General features: G+C 64.8%; 12 protein-coding genes. 6 read left to right on the top strand and 6 right to left on the bottom strand.

Annotated elements, in window-relative coordinates:
• Positions 1-19: 19 nt before the first annotated feature.
• The 3 genes from folD to ACR2JA_RS11345 all read right to left on the bottom strand — a co-directional run bounded on the left by folD (position 20) and on the right by ACR2JA_RS11345 (position 4,126).
• On the bottom strand, positions 20-871 hold the full coding sequence (folD, locus tag ACR2JA_RS11355; protein ID WP_434009188.1) for a bifunctional methylenetetrahydrofolate dehydrogenase/methenyltetrahydrofolate cyclohydrolase FolD: 852 nt from the start codon (positions 869-871) through the stop codon (positions 20-22).
• Positions 872-944: 73 nt separating this feature from the next.
• Entirely contained in the window at positions 945-1,571 is a 627-nt protein-coding gene (locus ACR2JA_RS11350; protein WP_434009187.1) for a response regulator transcription factor, read from the bottom strand.
• Complete coding sequence (locus ACR2JA_RS11345) at positions 1,568-4,126, bottom strand: PAS domain-containing sensor histidine kinase (protein ID WP_434009186.1); 2,559 nt, start codon at positions 4,124-4,126, stop codon at positions 1,568-1,570. Before ACR2JA_RS11345 ends, ACR2JA_RS11350 begins: the two co-directional genes overlap by 4 nt.
• A 187-nt stretch (positions 4,127-4,313) precedes the next feature.
• On the opposite strand from ACR2JA_RS11345, the gene aceE reads away from it, so the two are divergent.
• Genes aceE through lpdA form a run of 3 tightly spaced genes read left to right on the top strand, consistent with a single transcriptional unit; the run spans position 4,314 to position 10,535 of the window.
• Positions 4,314-7,016 carry a pyruvate dehydrogenase (acetyl-transferring), homodimeric type gene (gene aceE / locus ACR2JA_RS11340; RefSeq protein ID WP_434009185.1) on the top strand — a complete coding sequence of 901 codons (2,703 nt, stop codon included), beginning with the start codon at positions 4,314-4,316 and terminating at the stop codon, positions 7,014-7,016.
• An 18-nt stretch (positions 7,017-7,034) separates the two neighbouring features.
• Positions 7,035-8,699 carry a dihydrolipoyllysine-residue acetyltransferase gene (gene aceF, locus ACR2JA_RS11335; protein ID WP_434009184.1) on the top strand — a complete coding sequence of 555 codons (1,665 nt, stop codon included), beginning with the start codon at positions 7,035-7,037 and terminating at the stop codon, positions 8,697-8,699.
• 15 nt (positions 8,700-8,714) lie between these two features.
• A complete protein-coding gene (gene lpdA, locus ACR2JA_RS11330; protein WP_434009183.1) occupies positions 8,715-10,535 on the top strand; it encodes a dihydrolipoyl dehydrogenase in 1,821 nt (606 codons plus the stop codon).
• Positions 10,536-10,613: 78 nt separating this feature from the next.
• Here the strand turns inward: lpdA and ACR2JA_RS11325 are convergent, their stop codons facing one another.
• The 3 genes from ACR2JA_RS11325 to ACR2JA_RS11315 form a co-directional block, all read right to left on the bottom strand.
• Positions 10,614-12,020 (bottom strand): diguanylate cyclase domain-containing protein, encoded by a 1,407-nt coding sequence (locus ACR2JA_RS11325; RefSeq protein ID WP_434009182.1) that lies wholly within the window; start codon positions 12,018-12,020, stop codon positions 10,614-10,616.
• Between the two features lie 394 nt (positions 12,021-12,414).
• Positions 12,415-12,855 carry a L,D-transpeptidase Cds6 family protein gene (locus ACR2JA_RS11320; RefSeq protein ID WP_434009181.1) on the bottom strand — a complete coding sequence of 147 codons (441 nt, stop codon included), beginning with the start codon at positions 12,853-12,855 and terminating at the stop codon, positions 12,415-12,417.
• 673 nt (positions 12,856-13,528) lie between these two features.
• Entirely contained in the window at positions 13,529-14,125 is a 597-nt protein-coding gene (locus tag ACR2JA_RS11315) for a C40 family peptidase (protein WP_434009180.1), read from the bottom strand.
• Positions 14,126-14,311: 186 nt separating this feature from the next.
• Here ACR2JA_RS11315 and ACR2JA_RS11310 point away from each other — a divergent pair, with 186 nt between their 5' ends.
• The 3 genes from ACR2JA_RS11310 (at position 14,312) to ACR2JA_RS11300 (ending at position 17,539) form a co-directional block, all read left to right on the top strand.
• Entirely contained in the window at positions 14,312-14,917 is a 606-nt protein-coding gene (locus ACR2JA_RS11310; RefSeq protein WP_434009179.1) for an isochorismatase family protein, read from the top strand.
• Positions 14,918-15,084: 167 nt separating this feature from the next.
• Entirely contained in the window at positions 15,085-17,013 is a 1,929-nt protein-coding gene (locus ACR2JA_RS11305; protein ID WP_434009189.1) for a propionate--CoA ligase, read from the top strand.
• Positions 17,014-17,164: 151 nt separating this feature from the next.
• The gene (locus ACR2JA_RS11300) at positions 17,165-17,539 is read left to right on the top strand and encodes an ArsR/SmtB family transcription factor (RefSeq protein WP_434009178.1); all 375 of its coding nucleotides are present in this window, start codon (positions 17,165-17,167) and stop codon (positions 17,537-17,539) included.
• The last annotated feature ends 8 nt before the right edge of the window (positions 17,540-17,547 follow it).

Genomic DNA, 17,547 nt, shown 5'->3' with positions numbered 1-17,547 from the left:
TTTGATGGTGTCGGTTGTATCACTTGGTGGCGCGTTCAGCCGCTTCAAGGGTATTGACCAGCAGCATGGTGATCGTCATGGGGCCCACGCCACCGGGGACCGGGGTGATATAGCCTGCGACTTGTTTCACGCCGTCAAAGTCCACGTCGCCACACAGCTTGCCTTCGTCGTTGCGGTTCATTCCCACGTCCAGCACCACGGCACCAGGCTTGACCATGTCGGCGGTCAGCACATTGCGCTTGCCCACGGCGGCGACGATCACGTCGGCCTGCAGGGTCATGGCCTTCAGATCCTTCGTGGCGCTGTGGCAGATGGTGACGGTGGCGTTCTGCTGCAGCAGCATCATGGCCATGGGCTTGCCCACGATGTTGCTGCGACCGATGACCACCGCGTGCTTGCCCTTGAGGTCGTAGCCGATGCTTTCCAGCATCTTCATGCAGCCATACGGCGTGCAGGGCCAGAAGCCGGGCAGGCCGGTCATGAGCGCGCCGGCGCTGGCGATGTGGAAGCCGTCCACGTCCTTCTCGGGCGAGATGGCTTCGATCACGCGCTGGGCGTTCATGTGGACGGGCAGCGGCAGCTGGACCAGGATGCCGTGGATGGTGGCATCGTTGTTCAGCGCGTCCACGCGGGCCAGCAGTTCGGCTTCGGTCATGGTCGCAGGCCAGGTTTCCAGCACCGAGTGCATGCCGGTGTCTTCGCAGGCCTTGACCTTGTTGCGCACATAAACCTGGCTGGCCGCGTTGTCACCGACCAGGATGACCGCAAGGCCGGGCGTGATGCCCCGGGCCTTGAGGGCGGTCACGCGCGCGCTGACGTCGGCGCGGAGCTGTTTGGAAAGGGCGTTGCCGTCGATCAGTTGGGCGGTCATGGTGATGCAGCGTTGGAGGGGGAAATGGAAACGCCCGCCGGGGTGGGCGGGCGTTGGCGTGGGGTGTGTGGGGTCAGGCCTTGGCGGGGGTCTGGCCCAGCGCGATCTTGAGCAGGTCGGCCACGGTGTTGGCACCGAGCTTTTCCATGATGTTGGCGCGGTGCGCCTCGACGGTCTTGATGCTGATGCCCAGGTCGTCGGCGATCTGCTTGTTCAGGCGGCCGGCGACGATGCGTTCGAGCACCTGGGCTTCGCGGCTGGTGAGCTTGGAGAGCAGGGCGTCGCGGCTGGCGGCCTGCTGGTGGGTGGCGAAGGCGTCCTTGGCCTTGTCCAGCATGCGTTCGACCAAGGCGAGCAGCTGGTCTTCCTTGAAGGGCTTCTGGATGAAGTCCAGCGCACCCTTCTTCATCGATTCCACCGCCATCGGCACGTCGCCGTGGCCGGTGATGAAGACGATGGGCAGGGGGGACTGGCGTTCGATCAGCTTTTCCTGCAGTTCCATGCCGGTCATGCCGCCCATGCGGATGTCGGCGATGAGGCAGGCCACTTCGCGGGCGTCGTAGCGGCTGAGGAAGGCTTCGGCCGATTCGAAGCAGCGGACCCGGTAGTCCTTGCCTTCGAGCAACCATTGCAGGGAGTCGCGAACCGCCTCGTCGTCATCGACCACGTAGACGCTGCCTTTTTTGGGGATCAAACTCATCTCGTTCTTTCGGTATCCGACGACGTCACTGGGGTGGTGTCTGGCGCTGTCCCGGGCGCTGGCAACCGGGAAATCACGGGTATCCAGAAGCTGAAACAGCAGCCCACCACTTCGTCCGCATTGTAGATGTTCTGCACCTGCATCCGGCCGTGGTGCGACTCGACGATGCTGCGGCACAGCTTCAGGCCAATGCCCATGCCTTCGCTCTTGGTGCTGTAGAAGGCTTCATAGATACGCTCGATCATTTCGGCGGGCACGCCCTTGCCGGAATCGCGCACCGAGAACTCGACCACGTCTTGCTCGTCCACCCGGCGCGGGGCCACGCGCAGTTCCACATAGCGCTGGCCCGGCAGACGGCCCGCCTGCACGATGGCCTCGCCCGCGTTCTTGAGCAGGTTGATCAGTACCTGTTCGATCAGGATCGGATCGACCATCAGGCTGGGCAGGCGTGCCGCCACATAGGGCGAGAGCCGCACCTGCTGGCGGCGCAGCTCGATGTCGGCCAGCTCGATCGCGTTGCTCACCATGGTGGGCACGTCGGACGGCATGGGGTTGGGTTCGCTGCGCTTCACGAAGGCCTTGATGCGCTGGATGATCTGGCCCGCGCGCTGCGCCTGCCGGGCGGTTTTCTCCAGCGCACCGAGCAGGTCCTCTTCAGAGATGCGCTTCTCGTGCAGGCGCGAGATCATGCCGTTGCAGTAGTTGCTGATGGCAGTGAGCGGCTGGTTGAGTTCGTGGGCCACGCTGGACGCCATCTCACCCATGGTGATCAGGCGGCTGGCGGTCTGCGCGCGTTCGTTCTGCAGCGCAGCCTGGGCCTCGGCGTTGCGGCGCGGCGTGATGTCGCTGGCGATCACCATTTGTGCGAGGCGCCCGTCCACCCAGGTCAGGTAGCGGGTGCGCACCTCCAGCCAGCGGTCCAGTTCCTCCACGAACACTTCGGCGTTTTCAGCGCCGGCATCGGTCAGGGCATCGGTGGGCATGCCGGCGAAGGCGTCCACCGCGTCACCGTGGTCCGACGGTGGTGTGGGCGTGGTGCCCGCCAGGTCCACCAGCTGACGGTGGCCCTGGCCGCGGGTGCCGAACCACAGCCGGTACATCTTGTTGGCGAACAGCATCTCGTCGCTGCCCAGCGGCGCGACCGACACGGCCGAGTCCAGCGACTCCAGCACGGTGGTGAAGCGTTCGTACGAAGCGGAGAGTTCTTCGCGGATGCGCTTGGGCTCTGTGATGTCCGTCATGGACGTCATCCAGCCGGTCTGGTGACCCTTGGGGTCGATCAGCGGAGAGACGTACATGCGCGCGTCGAAGATGGTGCCGTCGCGCCGCTGCACGCGCACCTCGAAACCGCCTGGGGTGGAGCGGCCGCTGATCTCGTCGTCCAGGCGCGCCGCGAGCTGTTCGTGGTCGTCTTCCGGCCAGTAGGGGAAGGGCGCGGTGCGGCCCACCAGCTCCGCCTCGGTCCAACCCGTCATGGAGCAGAACGCGGGGTTGACGTAGCTGATGCGGCCCTGCATGTCCAGGGCGCGCATGCCGGTGAGCATGGAGTTTTCCATGGCGCGGCGGAAATTGGTTTCGGCCACCAGCGCTTGCTGGGCCTGCACCCGTTTGCGCGTGTGGCGCCAGGTGCCCAGCAGCATCCACACGGTGAGCGCCGAGAGCGCGCCGATCACCCAGAAGAAGCTGGAGCCGACGATGTCCTGCGAGGTGCGGTAGCCCTGGGCCTTGAGCAGCAGGCCGTTGCCCACGGGCGAGACGGGGACTTCATGCTCCATGGACTGTGCCGACCAAGGCAGCAGGCGCAGCACGCCGCCGGTGGTTTGCAGGCTGCCGGCGAGCACGCGTCCGCGATCGTCCAGCAGCGCCACGGCGTAGCGCGCCATGATCTCGGGCGGCATGCCAAAGCGCATCAGCCCGTCCACCGAATATTCGCCCATCACGGTGCCAGCGAAACGGCCCTGTTCGGTCAGCGGCACCTGCAGCATCAGCGTGGCCTGGCGCGGGTCGTCGCCCAGCGGGCGCGAGTAGATGGGCTGGCGCAGGTCGCGCGCGAGCTCGAACGAGCCGTCGCCTTCGGCCGCCGGTATGGCGCCGCCGACCGCGCGCATGAGCGCCGTGGGGGCGCTGGGCGATGCATAGGTGGACATCACCACGCGGCGACCATCGACCCAGGAGATCGCCAGCAACTCGGGGAACTGGCTGATCAGGGTCTCGGCCTGGAAGGCGAATTCATCGGCGCTGATTTCCTTGTTGTCGACCTCGCGGGCCAGGCGCATCAGCTGTTCCTGGCGTTCGAGCAGGCGCAGCCGCAGGCGCTGCTGGGCGTACTCCACGTCGCGCGTGACGGCTTCCTGCTCGCGTTCGAGTTCTTCAAAACGCAGGTAGGTGATGGCCACGACGATGGCGGCCAGAAACAGCAGCACCGACAGCAGCGGTGCCAGGGTGGCGAAGCGGTCCTGGCGCGAAGGCGGGAGCCGGCGCCACCAGCGCCGCCACCACGCAATGGGGGAACGGGCGGCCGTGGGGTTGGCGGGACGGTCCGGGGTGGGCATCATGGTCGTGCGAGTCTACGTGAGCATCAGGTGCACTTTGGCGGCTTGCGAGGTCTCGATGGTGGATCTGATAATCCATAATGCGAAATGTGTAGGCACATATTGAAATTTTCAAGGTGTTGTGGAACAATTCGCTCCGCCCGAAGGGGCGACCGTTGTCGCCCCAAAAATCAACCGACAGGAGACAAACATGTCAGCGTCAGACGCTCTCAATGGCCGTGGTGTAGGGGATGCCGATTCCCAGGAAACCCGCGAATGGATGGAGGCGCTGGCCGCCGTGATCGAGCGGGAGGGCCCGGAGCGTGCGCACTTCCTGTTGGAGCAGTTGCTGGAGGAAGCACGCCAGAACAGCATCGACCTGCCGTTCTCGGCCAACACCGGCTACGTCAACACCAGCGAATCGACCGAAGAGGCCCGCTGCCCCGGCAACATCGAGATCGAAGAACGCCTGCGCGCCTACATGCGCTGGAACGCCATGGCCATGGTGGTCAAGGCCAACCGCCACAACCCCGAAGACGGTGGTGACCTGGGCGGCCACATCGGTTCGTTCGCCTCGCTGGCCCACATGTTCGGCGCCGGCTTCAACCACTTCTGGCACGCCGAGAGCGAAAACCACGGTGGCGACTGTCTGTACATCCAGGGCCACGTGTCGCCCGGCGTGTACGCCCGCGCTTACCTGGAAGGCCGCCTGACCGAAGAGCAGTTGCTGAACTTCCGCCAGGAAGTCGATGGCAAGGGCCTGTCGAGCTACCCGCACCCCAAGCTGATGCCCGAGTTCTGGCAGTTCCCCACGGTTTCGATGGGCCTGGGCCCGCTGATGGCCATCTACCAGGCGCGCTTCCTGAAGTACCTGCACGCCCGTGGCATCGCCAACACCGAGAACCGCAAGGTCTGGGTGTTCTGCGGCGACGGTGAAATGGACGAGGTCGAGTCGCTGGGCGCCATCAGCCTGGCCGCGCGCGAGAACCTGGACAACCTGATCTTCGTGGTGAACTGCAACCTGCAGCGCCTGGACGGCCCGGTGCGCGGCAACGGCAAGATCATCCAGGAGCTCGAAGGCGAGTTCCGCGGTTCCGGCTGGAACGTGATCAAGCTGCTGTGGGGTTCCAACTGGGACCCGCTGCTGGCGCGCGACAAGGACGGTGCCCTGCGCAAGATCATGATGGAAACGCTGGACGGCGACTACCAGGCCTTCAAGGCCAACGACGGTGCCTACGTGCGCAAGCACTTCTTCGGTCGCGATCCCAAGGCGCTGGAGCTCGTGTCGCACATGAGCGACGACGACATCTGGAACCTGCGTCGCGGCGGCCACGACCCGCAAAAGGTCTATGCCGCGTACCACAAGGCCGTGAACCACAAGGGCCAGCCGACCGTGCTGCTGATCAAGACGGTCAAGGGCTTTGGCATGGGCAAGGCCGGTGAAGGCAAGAACACGGTCCACCAGACCAAGAAGCTGACCGACGAGGACATCAAGATCTTCCGCGACCGCTTCAACCTGCCGATCCCGGACAGCGAGCTGCCCAAGATCCCGTTCTACAAGCCGGCCGACGACACGCCGGAAATGAAGTACCTGCACGAGCGCCGCCAGGCCCTGGGCGGCTACCTGCCCAAGCGCCGCACCAAGGCCGACGAGAGCTTCACCGTGCCCGCGCTGGAAACCTTCAAGGCCGTGCTGGAGCCGACCGCCGAGGGCCGTGAAATCTCCACCACCCAGGCCTACGTGCGCTTCCTGACGCAGCTGCTGCGCGACCAGGCCCTGGGCCCGCGCGTGGTGCCCATCCTGGTGGACGAGGCCCGCACTTTCGGCATGGAAGGCCTGTTCCGCCAGGTCGGCATCTACAACCCCGCTGGTCAGCAGTACACCCCGGTCGATAAAGACCAGGTCATGTACTACAAGGAAGACAAGGCCGGCCAGATCCTGCAGGAAGGCATCAACGAAGCCGGCGGCATGTCCAGCTGGATCGCGGCCGCCACCTCGTACAGCACGTCCAACCGCATCATGGTGCCGTTCTACGTGTACTACTCGATGTTCGGCTTCCAGCGCATCGGCGACCTGGCCTGGGCGGCCGGCGACATGCAGGCGCGCGGCTTCCTGCTGGGCGGCACGTCCGGCCGGACCACGCTCAACGGCGAAGGCCTGCAGCACGAAGACGGCCACAGCCACATCCTGGCTGGCACGATCCCGAACTGCATCAGCTACGACCCGACCTTCGCGCACGAAGTCGGCGTGATCCTGCACCATGGTCTCAAGCGCATGGTGGAGAAACAGGACAACGTCTTCTATTACCTGACGCTGCTGAACGAGAACTACGCCATGCCGGGCCTGACCGCCGGCACGGAAGAGCAGATCATCAAGGGCATGTACCTGTGCAAGCCGGGCGCCGAAGGCGACAAGCGTGTGCAGCTTCTGGGCTCCGGCACCATCCTGCGCGAGAGCATTGCCGCGCAGGCCCTGCTGGCCACCGACTGGGGCGTGCAGGCCGACGTGTGGAGCTGCCCGAGCTTCAACGAACTGACCCGAGACGGTCAGGACGCCGAGCGCTTCAACCTGTTGCATCCGACCGAAGCGCAACGCGTGCCGTTCGTGACGCAACAGCTGGCTGGCCACACCGGCCCGGTGGTCGCTTCCACCGACTACATGAAGAACTACGCCGAGCAGATCCGCCCCTTCATTCCCAGGGGCCGCGAATACAAGGTGCTGGGCACCGACGGTTTCGGCCGCAGCGACTTCCGCAGCAAGCTGCGCGAGCACTTCGAGATCAACCGCCACTACATCGTGGTCGCCGCCCTGCGTGCGCTGGCTGATGAGGGCAAGCTGCCGTTGGCGAAAGTGGCCGAGGCGATTGCCAAGTACGGCATCAAGACGGACAAGGTCAACCCGCTCTACGCGTAAACATCCGGAGACAAGAACATGGCACTGGTAGAAGTGAAAGTCCCGGACATCGGTGACTTCGACGAAGTGGCGGTCATCGAACTGCTGGTCAAGGTGGGCGACACGGTCAAGGCCGAGCAGTCGCTGATCACGGTCGAGTCCGACAAGGCCTCGATGGAAATCCCGTCGAGCACGGCCGGCGTGGTGAAAGAACTGCGCGTGGCGCTGGGTGACAAGGTCAAAGAGGGTTCGGTGGTGCTGGTGGTGGAAGCCGCCGGTGAGGCCGCTGCACCGGCACCGGTGGCCGCGGCCACCGCTGTGGCGGCGCCTGCACCCTTGGCTGCCGCACCGGTGGCTGCGCCTGTCGCAGCCCCGGTCGCATCGGGCCCGGTGGAAGTGAAGGTTCCCGACATCGGCGACTTCAAGGACGTCGCGGTGATCGAGGTGTTCGTCAAGCCCGGCGACACCATCAAGGTTGAGCAGAGCCTGATCACCGTCGAGTCCGACAAAGCCTCGATGGAAATCCCGTCCTCGCACGCTGGCGTGCTCAAGGAGCTCAAGGTCAAGGTCGGCGACACGGTCAACATTGGTGACCTGCTGGCGATCCTGGAGGGTTCTGTGGGCGCCGCTGCGCCGGCACCTGCTGCGGCAGCGCCGGCCGCCGTGGCTGCGCCTGCCGCCGCGGCGGTGGTGGCTCCTGCTGCGGTGGTGTCGGCTCCGGCCGCTGCCGCACCGGCCCACAACCCGACCGCCACCCCGGCGCTGGGTTTGCCGCACGCTTCGCCTTCCGTCCGCAAGTTCGCCCGCGAACTCGGCGTGCCGCTGGCCGAGGTGCAAGGCAAGGGCCCCAAGGGCCGCATCACGCTGGACGACGTGCAGGGCTTCACCAAGTCCGTCATGTCGGGTGCGTTGCAGACCGCCGCGCAGAAGGCCAAGGCGCCCGCTGCGTCCGCCGGCGGTGGCGGTTCCGAACTGGGCCTGATCCCCTGGCCCAAGGTCGACTTCGCCAAGTTCGGCCCGATCGAGCGCAAGGAGATGGGCCGCATCAAGAAGATCAGCGGCGCCAACCTGCTGCGCAACGCCGTGATGATCCCGGCCGTCACCAACCACGACGACGCCGACATCACCGACCTCGAAGCCTTCCGCGTCTCCACCAACAAGGAGAACGAGAAGAGCGGCGTCAAGGTCACCATGCTGGCCTTCCTGATCAAGGCGTCGGTCGCCGCGCTCAAGAAGTTCCCCGAGTTCAACAGCTCGCTGGACGGTGACTCGCTGGTCTACAAGCAGTACTACCACATCGGTTTTGCGGCCGACACGCCCAATGGCCTGGTCGTGCCCGTCATCAAGGACGCCGACAAGAAGGGCGTGCTGCAGATCAGCCAGGAAATGGGCGATCTGGCCAAGAAGGCCCGCGACGGTAAGCTCGGCCCGGCCGACATGTCCGGCGCCACCTTCACCATCTCCAGCCTGGGCGGTATCGGTGGCCGTTACTTCACGCCCATCATCAACGCGCCCGAAGTCGCCATCCTGGGCGTCTGCAAGAGCCAGATGGAACCGGTGTGGGATGGCAAGGCCTTCGTGCCTCGCCTGATGCTGCCGCTGTCGCTGACCTGGGACCACCGCGTGATCGACGGCGCCGCGGCTGCGCGCTTCAACGCCTACCTCGGCCAGATCCTCGGCGACTTCCGCCGTGTGCTGCTCTAAGAAGGGACCCTGAACATGGCACTCATGGACATCAAGGTTCCCGATATCGGCGACTTCGACGAGGTCGCGGTCATCGAGCTGCTGGTCAAGCCGGGCGACACCGTCAAGGCCGAGCAGAGCCTCATCACCGTCGAGTCCGACAAGGCCTCGATGGAAATTCCCTCGTCGTACGCTGGCGTGGTGAAAGAACTCAAGGTCGCCCTGGGCGACAAGGTCAAGCAGGGCTCGGTGGTGCTGGTGCTGGAAGCGGCGGGCGCTGCGGCGGCTCCCGCACCGGCCGCGGCGCCTGCTGCAGTTGCGCCCGTGGCCGCACCCGCTGCCGCCCCGGTGGTGGCCCCCACGGCCGCCAGCTTCGGCGGTTCTGCCGACATCGAATGCGACCTGCTGGTGCTGGGCGCAGGCCCTGGCGGCTACTCGGCCGCCTTCCGCGCCGCCGACCTGGGCCTGAAGGTCGTGATCGTCGAGCGTTACGCCCAGCTGGGCGGCGTCTGCCTGAACGTGGGTTGCATCCCGTCCAAGGCGCTGCTGCACGTGGCCGCGGTGATGGACGAGGTCTCGCATCTGGGCGATCTGGGCGTCGAGTTCGGCAAGCCGACGGTGAGCGTGGACAAACTGCGCGCCCACAAGGAAAAGGTCATCGGCAAGCTGACCGGTGGTCTGGCGGCCATGGCCAAGATGCGCAAGGTCACCACCGTGCGCGGCTACGGCGCCTTTGTCGGCCCCAACCACGTGGAAGTGGAAGAGACGACCGGCACCGGCCAGGAGAAGACCGGTAACAAGAAGGTCGTGGCCTTCAAGAAGTGCATCATCGCCGCCGGTTCGCAGGCGGTGCGCCTGCCCTTCATGCCCAACGACCCGCGCGTGGTGGACTCCACTGGCGCGCTGGCGCTGCAAGGCGTGCCCAAGAAGATGCTCATCGTCGGCGGCGGCATCATCGGCCTGGAAATGGGCACGGTGTACAGCACGCTGGGCGCCCGCCTGGACGTGGTCGAGATGATGGACGGCCTGATGCAGGGTGCGGACCGCGACCTGGTCAAGGTCTGGGAGAAGATGAACAAGGGCCGCTTCGACAACATCATGTTGAAGACCAAGACCGTGGGCGCCACGGCGACGCCCGAGGGCATCAAGGTGCAGTTCGAGGGCCTGGACGGCAGCAAGAGCGAAGGCACTTACGACCTGGTGTTGCAGGCCGTGGGCCGCACGCCCAACGGCAAGAAGATCGCGGCCGACAAGGCCGGCGTGGCGGTGACCGACCGCGGCTTCATCAACGTCGACATCCAGATGCGCACCAACGTGCCGCACATCTTCGCCATCGGCGACATCGTCGGCCAGCCCATGCTGGCGCACAAGGCGGTGCACGAGGCGCACGTGGCGGCGGAGGTCATCGCCGGGGAACTGCAGGGCAACAAGGAACTGGCAGCGGCCGCATTCAACGCCCGCGTGATTCCTAGCGTGGCCTACACCGACCCTGAGGTGGCCTGGGTGGGCCTGACCGAGGACCAGGCGAAGGCCCAGGGCATCAAGGTCAAGAAGGGCCTGTTCCCCTGGACGGCTTCGGGCCGGGCGATTGCCAACGGCCGCGACGAGGGCTTCACCAAGCTGCTGTTCGACGACTCGCCCGAGGCCCATGGCCACGGCAAGATCCTGGGCGGCGGCATGGTGGGCACCCACGCCGGTGACATGATCGGCGAGATCGCGTTGGCCATCGAGATGGGCGCCGACGCGGTGGACATCGGCAAGACCATCCACCCGCACCCCACGTTGGGCGAGAGCATCGGCATGGCGGCGGAGGTGGCGCACGGGTCGTGTACCGATCTGCCGCCGGCGAAAAAGTAAGCCGCAGCGACGCTCCTCAAAACAAAAGCCCCGGACGGGAAGCTGTCCGGGGCTTTTCGTTGATCGGTGTGCCGGGGCTCAGGCCAAAGCGATCTTGCTGCGTCGGGCCATGGATGCCTCGGTCAGCGCGGTTTCCGCCCGCTGGATGAAGTACTGGTAGTCCGGGTGCCGGTCGTATTCGGCGATGCCGATGCAGACGCTGGGGCTCACCGGTGTCCAGCGGCCTTGCACATTGCCGGTGTTCACGGCGTGGCGCAGTTTCTCCGCCACGCTGGCGGCCAGGTCGCCAGCCTTGCTGCGGTTGCATTCCACCGCCACCAGCAGCAGGCGGTGTTCGTCGTAGCGAAACAGGTGGTCGGTGGTGCGTGTGCATTGGGCCACCGCCTCCACCGCGGCCTGCAGCAGGCGGCTGCGGGTTCCGCTGCCCTGGTGCTCCTTGAGCGAGGGGAAGTGCACCTCGATCAGCAGCAGGCAGAACGGCCGGTCGCTCTCCTGGTGGGCGCGCATCTCGCGCCCCAGGATGGCGGGCAGGTAGCGCCGGTCGGGCAGTTGGGTTTCGTGGTCCAAGCCGTCGTCCTTGCCCAGGCCGCTTTCAAACAGATCGTTGAGTTTGTAGCGGATCAGGTCCAGCAGTTGTTTGATGGCGCCGATGCAGGCATCGGTGCGCTCTCGGTCGTCGCGCGCCTCGCGCAACCGCGGCAGCAACTGTTGGTCCATGGTGTCGATCGCATCCACGATGTCGCGAAAGTCCGCCGTTTCTTCGAACATCACGGCGCCTTTGTGGTGCATCCAGATGCCGAACTCGGAGTCGCGCAGACGCGCGCCAGCCCCGGGCTGCGGCTGCGTCCAGACAGAGATGAGCAGCGCCTCGGCCCACTCGGACAGCGCCGCCCGCTGGCGAGCGCGCTCAAACGAGGCGCTGCGCTTGTGGGCCATCAGGCGGTAGGCCTCGTCGTTGCGCACCACCTCGTGTGTGTCCCGGAAATAGGCCTGGTTCATCAGGCCATCGGCCAGGTGCAACAGGTCCGATACGTAGACCTGTGCGATCAGCCGGTCGGAGGCGTCCAGCGCGGTGAAGTCGATGCGGCGCCGGATGCCGCGTTTGAGCAGCCGGATGCCCGAGGGAATCAGGTCGATGGGCAGACGGATGCGCGCGTGCACGGCACCCACCTCGATCTGGCGCCGGATCGCTGGCAGGATCTGCTCGACCTCGAGCGTGCCGAACAGATCGATCATCCACTGGCGCAGGGACGCGCGCAGCCGGCGTTGCACGCGCTCCTGGTCCAGAAAGCTGGCGGCGCGCGCGTGGGTTTGCATGCGGCCGTAGAAATCTTCCGTGAGGGTGTCGGCGCCTTCGCGGACCACGTGGGCGACCGCTTCGCGGATCGGGTGGGCCGTCACGGAAAACAGTTCACGCCATGCGCGGATGGCTTCGTTCTCCATGTCGGCAAGTGCCGCATCGGGCAGGGCAGGGTGTTGGGTCATCGGTTGTCTTGTGGTCACAGGGCGCGCTCAGTGCCCATAGGCTAGTGAGTGCATACCGAAAAATCCACGGTTTTGGAGCCGGTTGTGCGGCCCCGCAAGAGCCACTTCCGCGCCGATCTCTGTGGCGCGACGGATCGAGATGACGGTGCGTCGGGACGCAGGATTTTTCAGATGCGATTGAGTCGCAATGTGAACAAGAGGCTTGTTGGCGTCACACACGGCTCAAGCGGCCGCTGCCCTGGCAGGTAAGCTATTTTTATTAAGGCCAATGGCGCAGGCATGCCATTTGACCGACCACCATGTGCTCCCTGGTACCCTGGATAAGGGTGAGAAGCGTTCGCAAATGAACAGGTGAGACCCAGCCCCTCGCGACTGTTGTGTTGCCGCGACGCCCTCAGGGTTTGGACGGTGTCTGTGCGGGGCCCGAGCCTTGCCATTCACCCGCGATGCGCCAGCCGCCGTCCTCCTGCAGCAGTCGCAGGGTTTTGGGTTGCGCGTTCTCCTGGTAGCGCCCCGACAGATAGGTCTGCAAAAAATGCACCCGTGCCTCTTGCGGGTTGGGGCGCTCGATGCGCAGGTCCTGCATCTCGATGCGGATGGCCGGGCGGTTGAGCAGGGCCTGTTGACGTTGTTCTGCCCATTGCGCGCGGGCGATGCCCGTGGCCGGTTCGAACTGGGTGCTGTAGTGGCCCAGGTAGGCGGGCACGTCGCGCCGCGACCAGTCCAGGCGCCAGCGCTCCAGCATGTCGCGGATGGCGTCGTCTTCGGATGGCGTGGTCGCAGCGGGCTCGACGGGCGACACCGGTGTCGAAGACGAGGCTTGCGCGGTCGACATGGCTTCTATGGGATTCCGTTCAAGCGGTTCAGACGCCGAACTTTGGCGCTGGCTCAAAGCGCCGATCACGAACCCTGTCAGCAGCAGTGCCGCCATCAGCCACAGGGGCCTGGTGGCCCAGGGCTTCTTCGGTACGTCGCGTGCGCCTGCGTCGACGCCCATGCGTGGTGGCGGAACTTGCGGCGCGTCGGCTGGGCCGAGGGGCTCCATGGCGGTGGTGCCATCACCCATGGCGGAATGGAGCTGTGCCAGGCGGCGCTGCATGGCAGGTTGGACATCGCCGCTGGTGCCAGGCGGAAGGGATGATGAGGACATCGACAACTCTTCTTTCATGTGTCCCATAGGTGTCTGTGTTTGTACTACATATTGTTTCAATTTGATCGATAGCGTGCCTATGCCCTGAGCGACATGGCCTTGTGCTGGTGATTCGGTGGTGTCCTCGGGCCGGGTTGTCCTGCGTGTCACCGCAGGGTGGCGGCGGACGAGATGCCGTGTTGCGGAGTGCGATGAAGCCTAAAGGGCCGCCTTCAGCTACAAAAAAGGCGCGTACAGCAACGAACGGCAAGGCGTCATGGATAAACCCGTTCTGCTTCCGTGGAACCTGAGTGCCCGCCGCGATCTAGGCGGGCCAGTGACGCCACGAAAGGAACTCTGGCGACCTTAGGTCGACCGGTCAGTTGCCGATGACCGGCATGACGGACACCGCGGCGGGTGTGCCGTCTGGCAATGGAGCGACCACCCGGCGGGCACCATTGAAACGCGTCTGCCAGTACGCTTGGCGCATGTCTTCCACGCGCACCGACGAGCCCGACCTCGGCGCGTGGATGAACTTGCCCTCGCCCACATAGATGCCGACGTGGCTGAAGGCCCGTTTCATGGTGTTGAAAAACACCAGATCGCCCGGTTTGAGTTCGTTTCGATCGATGGCCTGGGTGGCCGCCGCCTGTTCGCTGGCGCGGCGCGGCAAGACCTTGCCGATGGACTGCTCATAGACCGCGCGCACGAAGCCGCTGCAGTCAAAACCACCGGCTTCGACGCTGTTTCCACCGTATTTGTAGGGAACCCCCAGGAACCCCATGGCGTTGACCACCAGTTCAGAAGCCTTTTCGCCCACGCTGTCTCTGGCTTGTTGCAACTGACCGGTCAGGCGCGACACCAGGCCTTTTTCGACCAGTGCGGTGTTTGCTTCTTCATTGCCGGCGTCGTTGGGGGCTGCTTGGGCCAGCGCTGCAGCGCAGCCCAACACAACAACACATATCCACATTCTCATCCTTCGACCTTAACGGACGCCGTCACATGCCGTCAAGTGAGGGATGTCATGCAACACATTGATTTGTCTGCAAAAAGGGTGCAATAAGGAAGTTCGGAACGGTTCTGGCTGCGGCCGCAGAGGCGCTCGCATCGCCCTGGTTTGTCACAATCGGCCTCTTTCCATATTGACGCGAAAGACAATGCCATGCTGCTGGACGTACGCGACTCCCAACTGGTGCTGGTGGACTACCAGAGCCGTCTGATGCCCGCCATCCACGAAGGTGCTCAGTTCCTGGCGAATGCCGTGCGCCTGGCGCGCATGGCGCGGCTGATGCAGGTGCCGGTGTGTGGCACCGAGCAGAACCCCGCCAAGCTGGGACCGAACGACCCGGCTGTGCGCGAGCATTGCCACAAGACGCTGTCCAAAATGGATTTCAGCGCCGTTGGAGCCGGGCTGCTGGACTGTTTGCGGCCGCCCGTCCGCCCCACGGGGGGCAATGCGCGCAGCCTGCCGCGCCACCTGCAAAAGCCGGCGGCGCCCGCTGCGCCTGAACGTGGCACGGTGGTGATCGCCGGTTGTGAGGCGCATGTGTGTCTGCTGCAGACCACGCTGGAACTGATCGAGCAGGAAGTGGACGTCTGGGTGGTCACCGACGCCTGCGGCTCGCGCACCGAACGCAACCGTGACGCTGCGTTTGACCGCCTGGCCGGCGCCGGCGCCGAGTTGGTCACCACCGAAATGGTGGCTTTCGAGTGGTTGCGCAGCGCCGAACATCCTGTGTTCCGCGATGTGCAGGCACTGATCAAATAAAACCCGGTCCTGGCGGTCCGGATCGGTCTGCCTGCGCATGGGGTATGGCCCGGCCATGGCGTGGCCGGGTGTCAGCCTCTCGCAAGTCTGACTCTCATAATTATGAATTCAGTTTGAGGTGAGCGGCGTACCCGGTCTTCGTGTGGCCAGGGTTGTCCGTTCTCCATTTGCACCACCACCCGCAGGAGACTTGCATGAGCAACGCACAGGGCTACGCCGACTTCCACCGCCGCTCCATTGAAGACCGCGACGCTTTCTGGGCCGAGCAGGCTGCGCTGGTGGACTGGCACAAGCCGTTTGACCGCGTCTGCAACTACGACAACCCGCCGTTTGCCCGCTGGTTCGAAGGTGGTCTGACCAACCTCTGCCACAACGCGGTGGACCGCCACCTGAAAGACCGTGCCGATCAGAACGCGCTGATCTTCGTGTCGACCGAAACCGACACTGAAAAAACCTACAGCTTCCGTGAACTGCACGCCGAGGTGCAGCGCATGGCGGCCATTCTGCAGGCACAGGGTGTCAAGAAGGGCGACCGCGTCCTGATCTACATGCCCATGATCCCCGAAGCCGCGTTCGCCATGCTGGCCTGCGTGCGCATCGGCGCGATCCACTCGGTGGTATTCGGCGGTTTTGCCAGCCACGCGCTGGCCAGTCGCATCGAAGATGCTTCGCCGGTGGCCATCGTCAGTGCAGACGCAGGTTCGCGCGGTGGCAAGGTGGTCGAATACAAACCGCTGCTGGACGAGGCCATCAAGCTGTCGTCCCACAAGCCCGCCAAGGTGGTGATGGTCAACCGCGGCCTGGCGGCTTTTACAGCCGTCGAAGGCCGTGATGTGGACTACGCCCAGGCGCGCGCGCAGGTCATGGACACGGTGGTGCCCTGCGAATGGGTCGATGCCACCCACCCCAGTTACACCCTCTACACCAGCGGCACCACCGGCAAGCCCAAGGGCGTGCAGCGCGACACCGGTGGCTACACCGTGGCGCTGGCCGCGTCCATGAAGCACATCTACATGGGCAACCCCGGCGAGACCTATTTCTCCACCAGCGACATTGGCTGGGTGGTGGGTCACAGCTACATCATCTACGGCCCGCTGATCGGGGGCATGGCCACCATCATGTACGAAGGTTTGCCGATCCGTCCGGACGCTGGCATCTGGTGGCAGCTGGTCGAGAAGTACAAAGTCACCGTCATGTTCAGCGCGCCCACAGCCGTGCGCGTGCTCAAGAAGTACGACCCGTCTTTCATCAAGAAGTACGACCTGTCCAGCCTCAAGGCCCTGTTCCTGGCGGGGGAGCCGCTGGACGAGCCGACCGCGCAATGGATTGCGGGCGAACTGGGCAAACCCATCGTCGACAACTACTGGCAGACCGAAACCGGCTGGCCGATCCTGGAGATCTGCAACGGCGTGGAGAAAGCGCCCAGCAAGTTCGGTTCGCCTGGCAAGGCGGTGTACGGCTACAACGTCAAGCTGCTCGACGACCAGACCGGTGCCGAACTGCCGGGCGGCAACCAGAAGGGCGTGGTGGCCGTGGAAGGTCCGCTGCCTCCCGGCTGCATGCAGACGATCTGGGGTGACGATGCTCGCTTCGTGAAAACCTATTGGTCCAGCGTGCCGGGCAAGGTGGTGTACAGCACCTTCGACTGGGGCATCCGCGACGAAGACGGTTACTACTTCATTCTGGGTCGCACCGATGACGTGATCAACGTGGCCGGGCACCGCCTGGGCACCCGCGAGATCGAAGAGAGCATCTCCAGCCACCCGCGCATCGCCGAAGTGGCGGTGGTCGGTGTGGCCGACCAGCTCAAGGGCCAGGTTGCCATGGCGTTTGCGGTGGTGAAAGACGCCAGCCTGATCACCGACGAAGCGTCACGCCTGAAGCTGGAGGGGGAGGTCATGAAGCTGGTGGACGAGCAGCTGGGCGCTGTGGCGCGCCCCGCCCGGGTCCGCTTTGTGAACGTGTTGCCCAAGACGCGCAGCGGCAAGCTGCTGCGCCGCGCCATCCAGGCGGTGTGCGAAGGTCGCGACCCGGGTGACCTGACCACCATGGACGATCCGGCCGCGCTGCAACAGATCAAGGATCTGCAAGCCTGATCGGCTGCCTGTGAAAACGGCCCCATGCGTCGGGATGGCGCGTGGGGCCGTTTGTTTTGGTGGGTGCTCTCAGACCCGCGGCAAACACCCATGGGCAGGGTCAGGCTTTGTGCGTATCATCCATGCTTATATTGACAAAAACGTGGCCACCATGGACCAAATGATCGATTCCGCAACCAGTGTCGAAAAAGTTCGTGTGTTTGAAATGGCCGCCGAGCTGTTCGGTGTGCTGGCCACCCCGATGCGACTGCGCATCCTCAGCGCCTTGTGCGACAAGGAAAAGTCCGTCTCGCAGTTGCTGCAGGAAATCGACACCACGCAGCCCAACCTGTCGCAGCATCTGAATCTGCTCTACCGAGCGGGGGTGCTGGCCAAGCGCAAAGAAGGCACGCAGGTCATCTACCGCGTCCAGAGCGAGAAAGCGGTCACGCTGTGCCGCACCGTGTGTACCCAGATCGCCATCGAAATGGACGAGCCCAGCGCGGTGCCCGCGTCCGAGCGCCTGTCGCCTCGCATCGTCACCTGATATCTCGC

Source organism: Hydrogenophaga sp., from assembly GCF_051007235.1.
Taxonomy (GTDB): domain Bacteria; phylum Pseudomonadota; class Gammaproteobacteria; order Burkholderiales; family Burkholderiaceae_C; genus Hydrogenophaga.
This window is presented reverse-complemented; position numbering and strand designations above follow the sequence as displayed.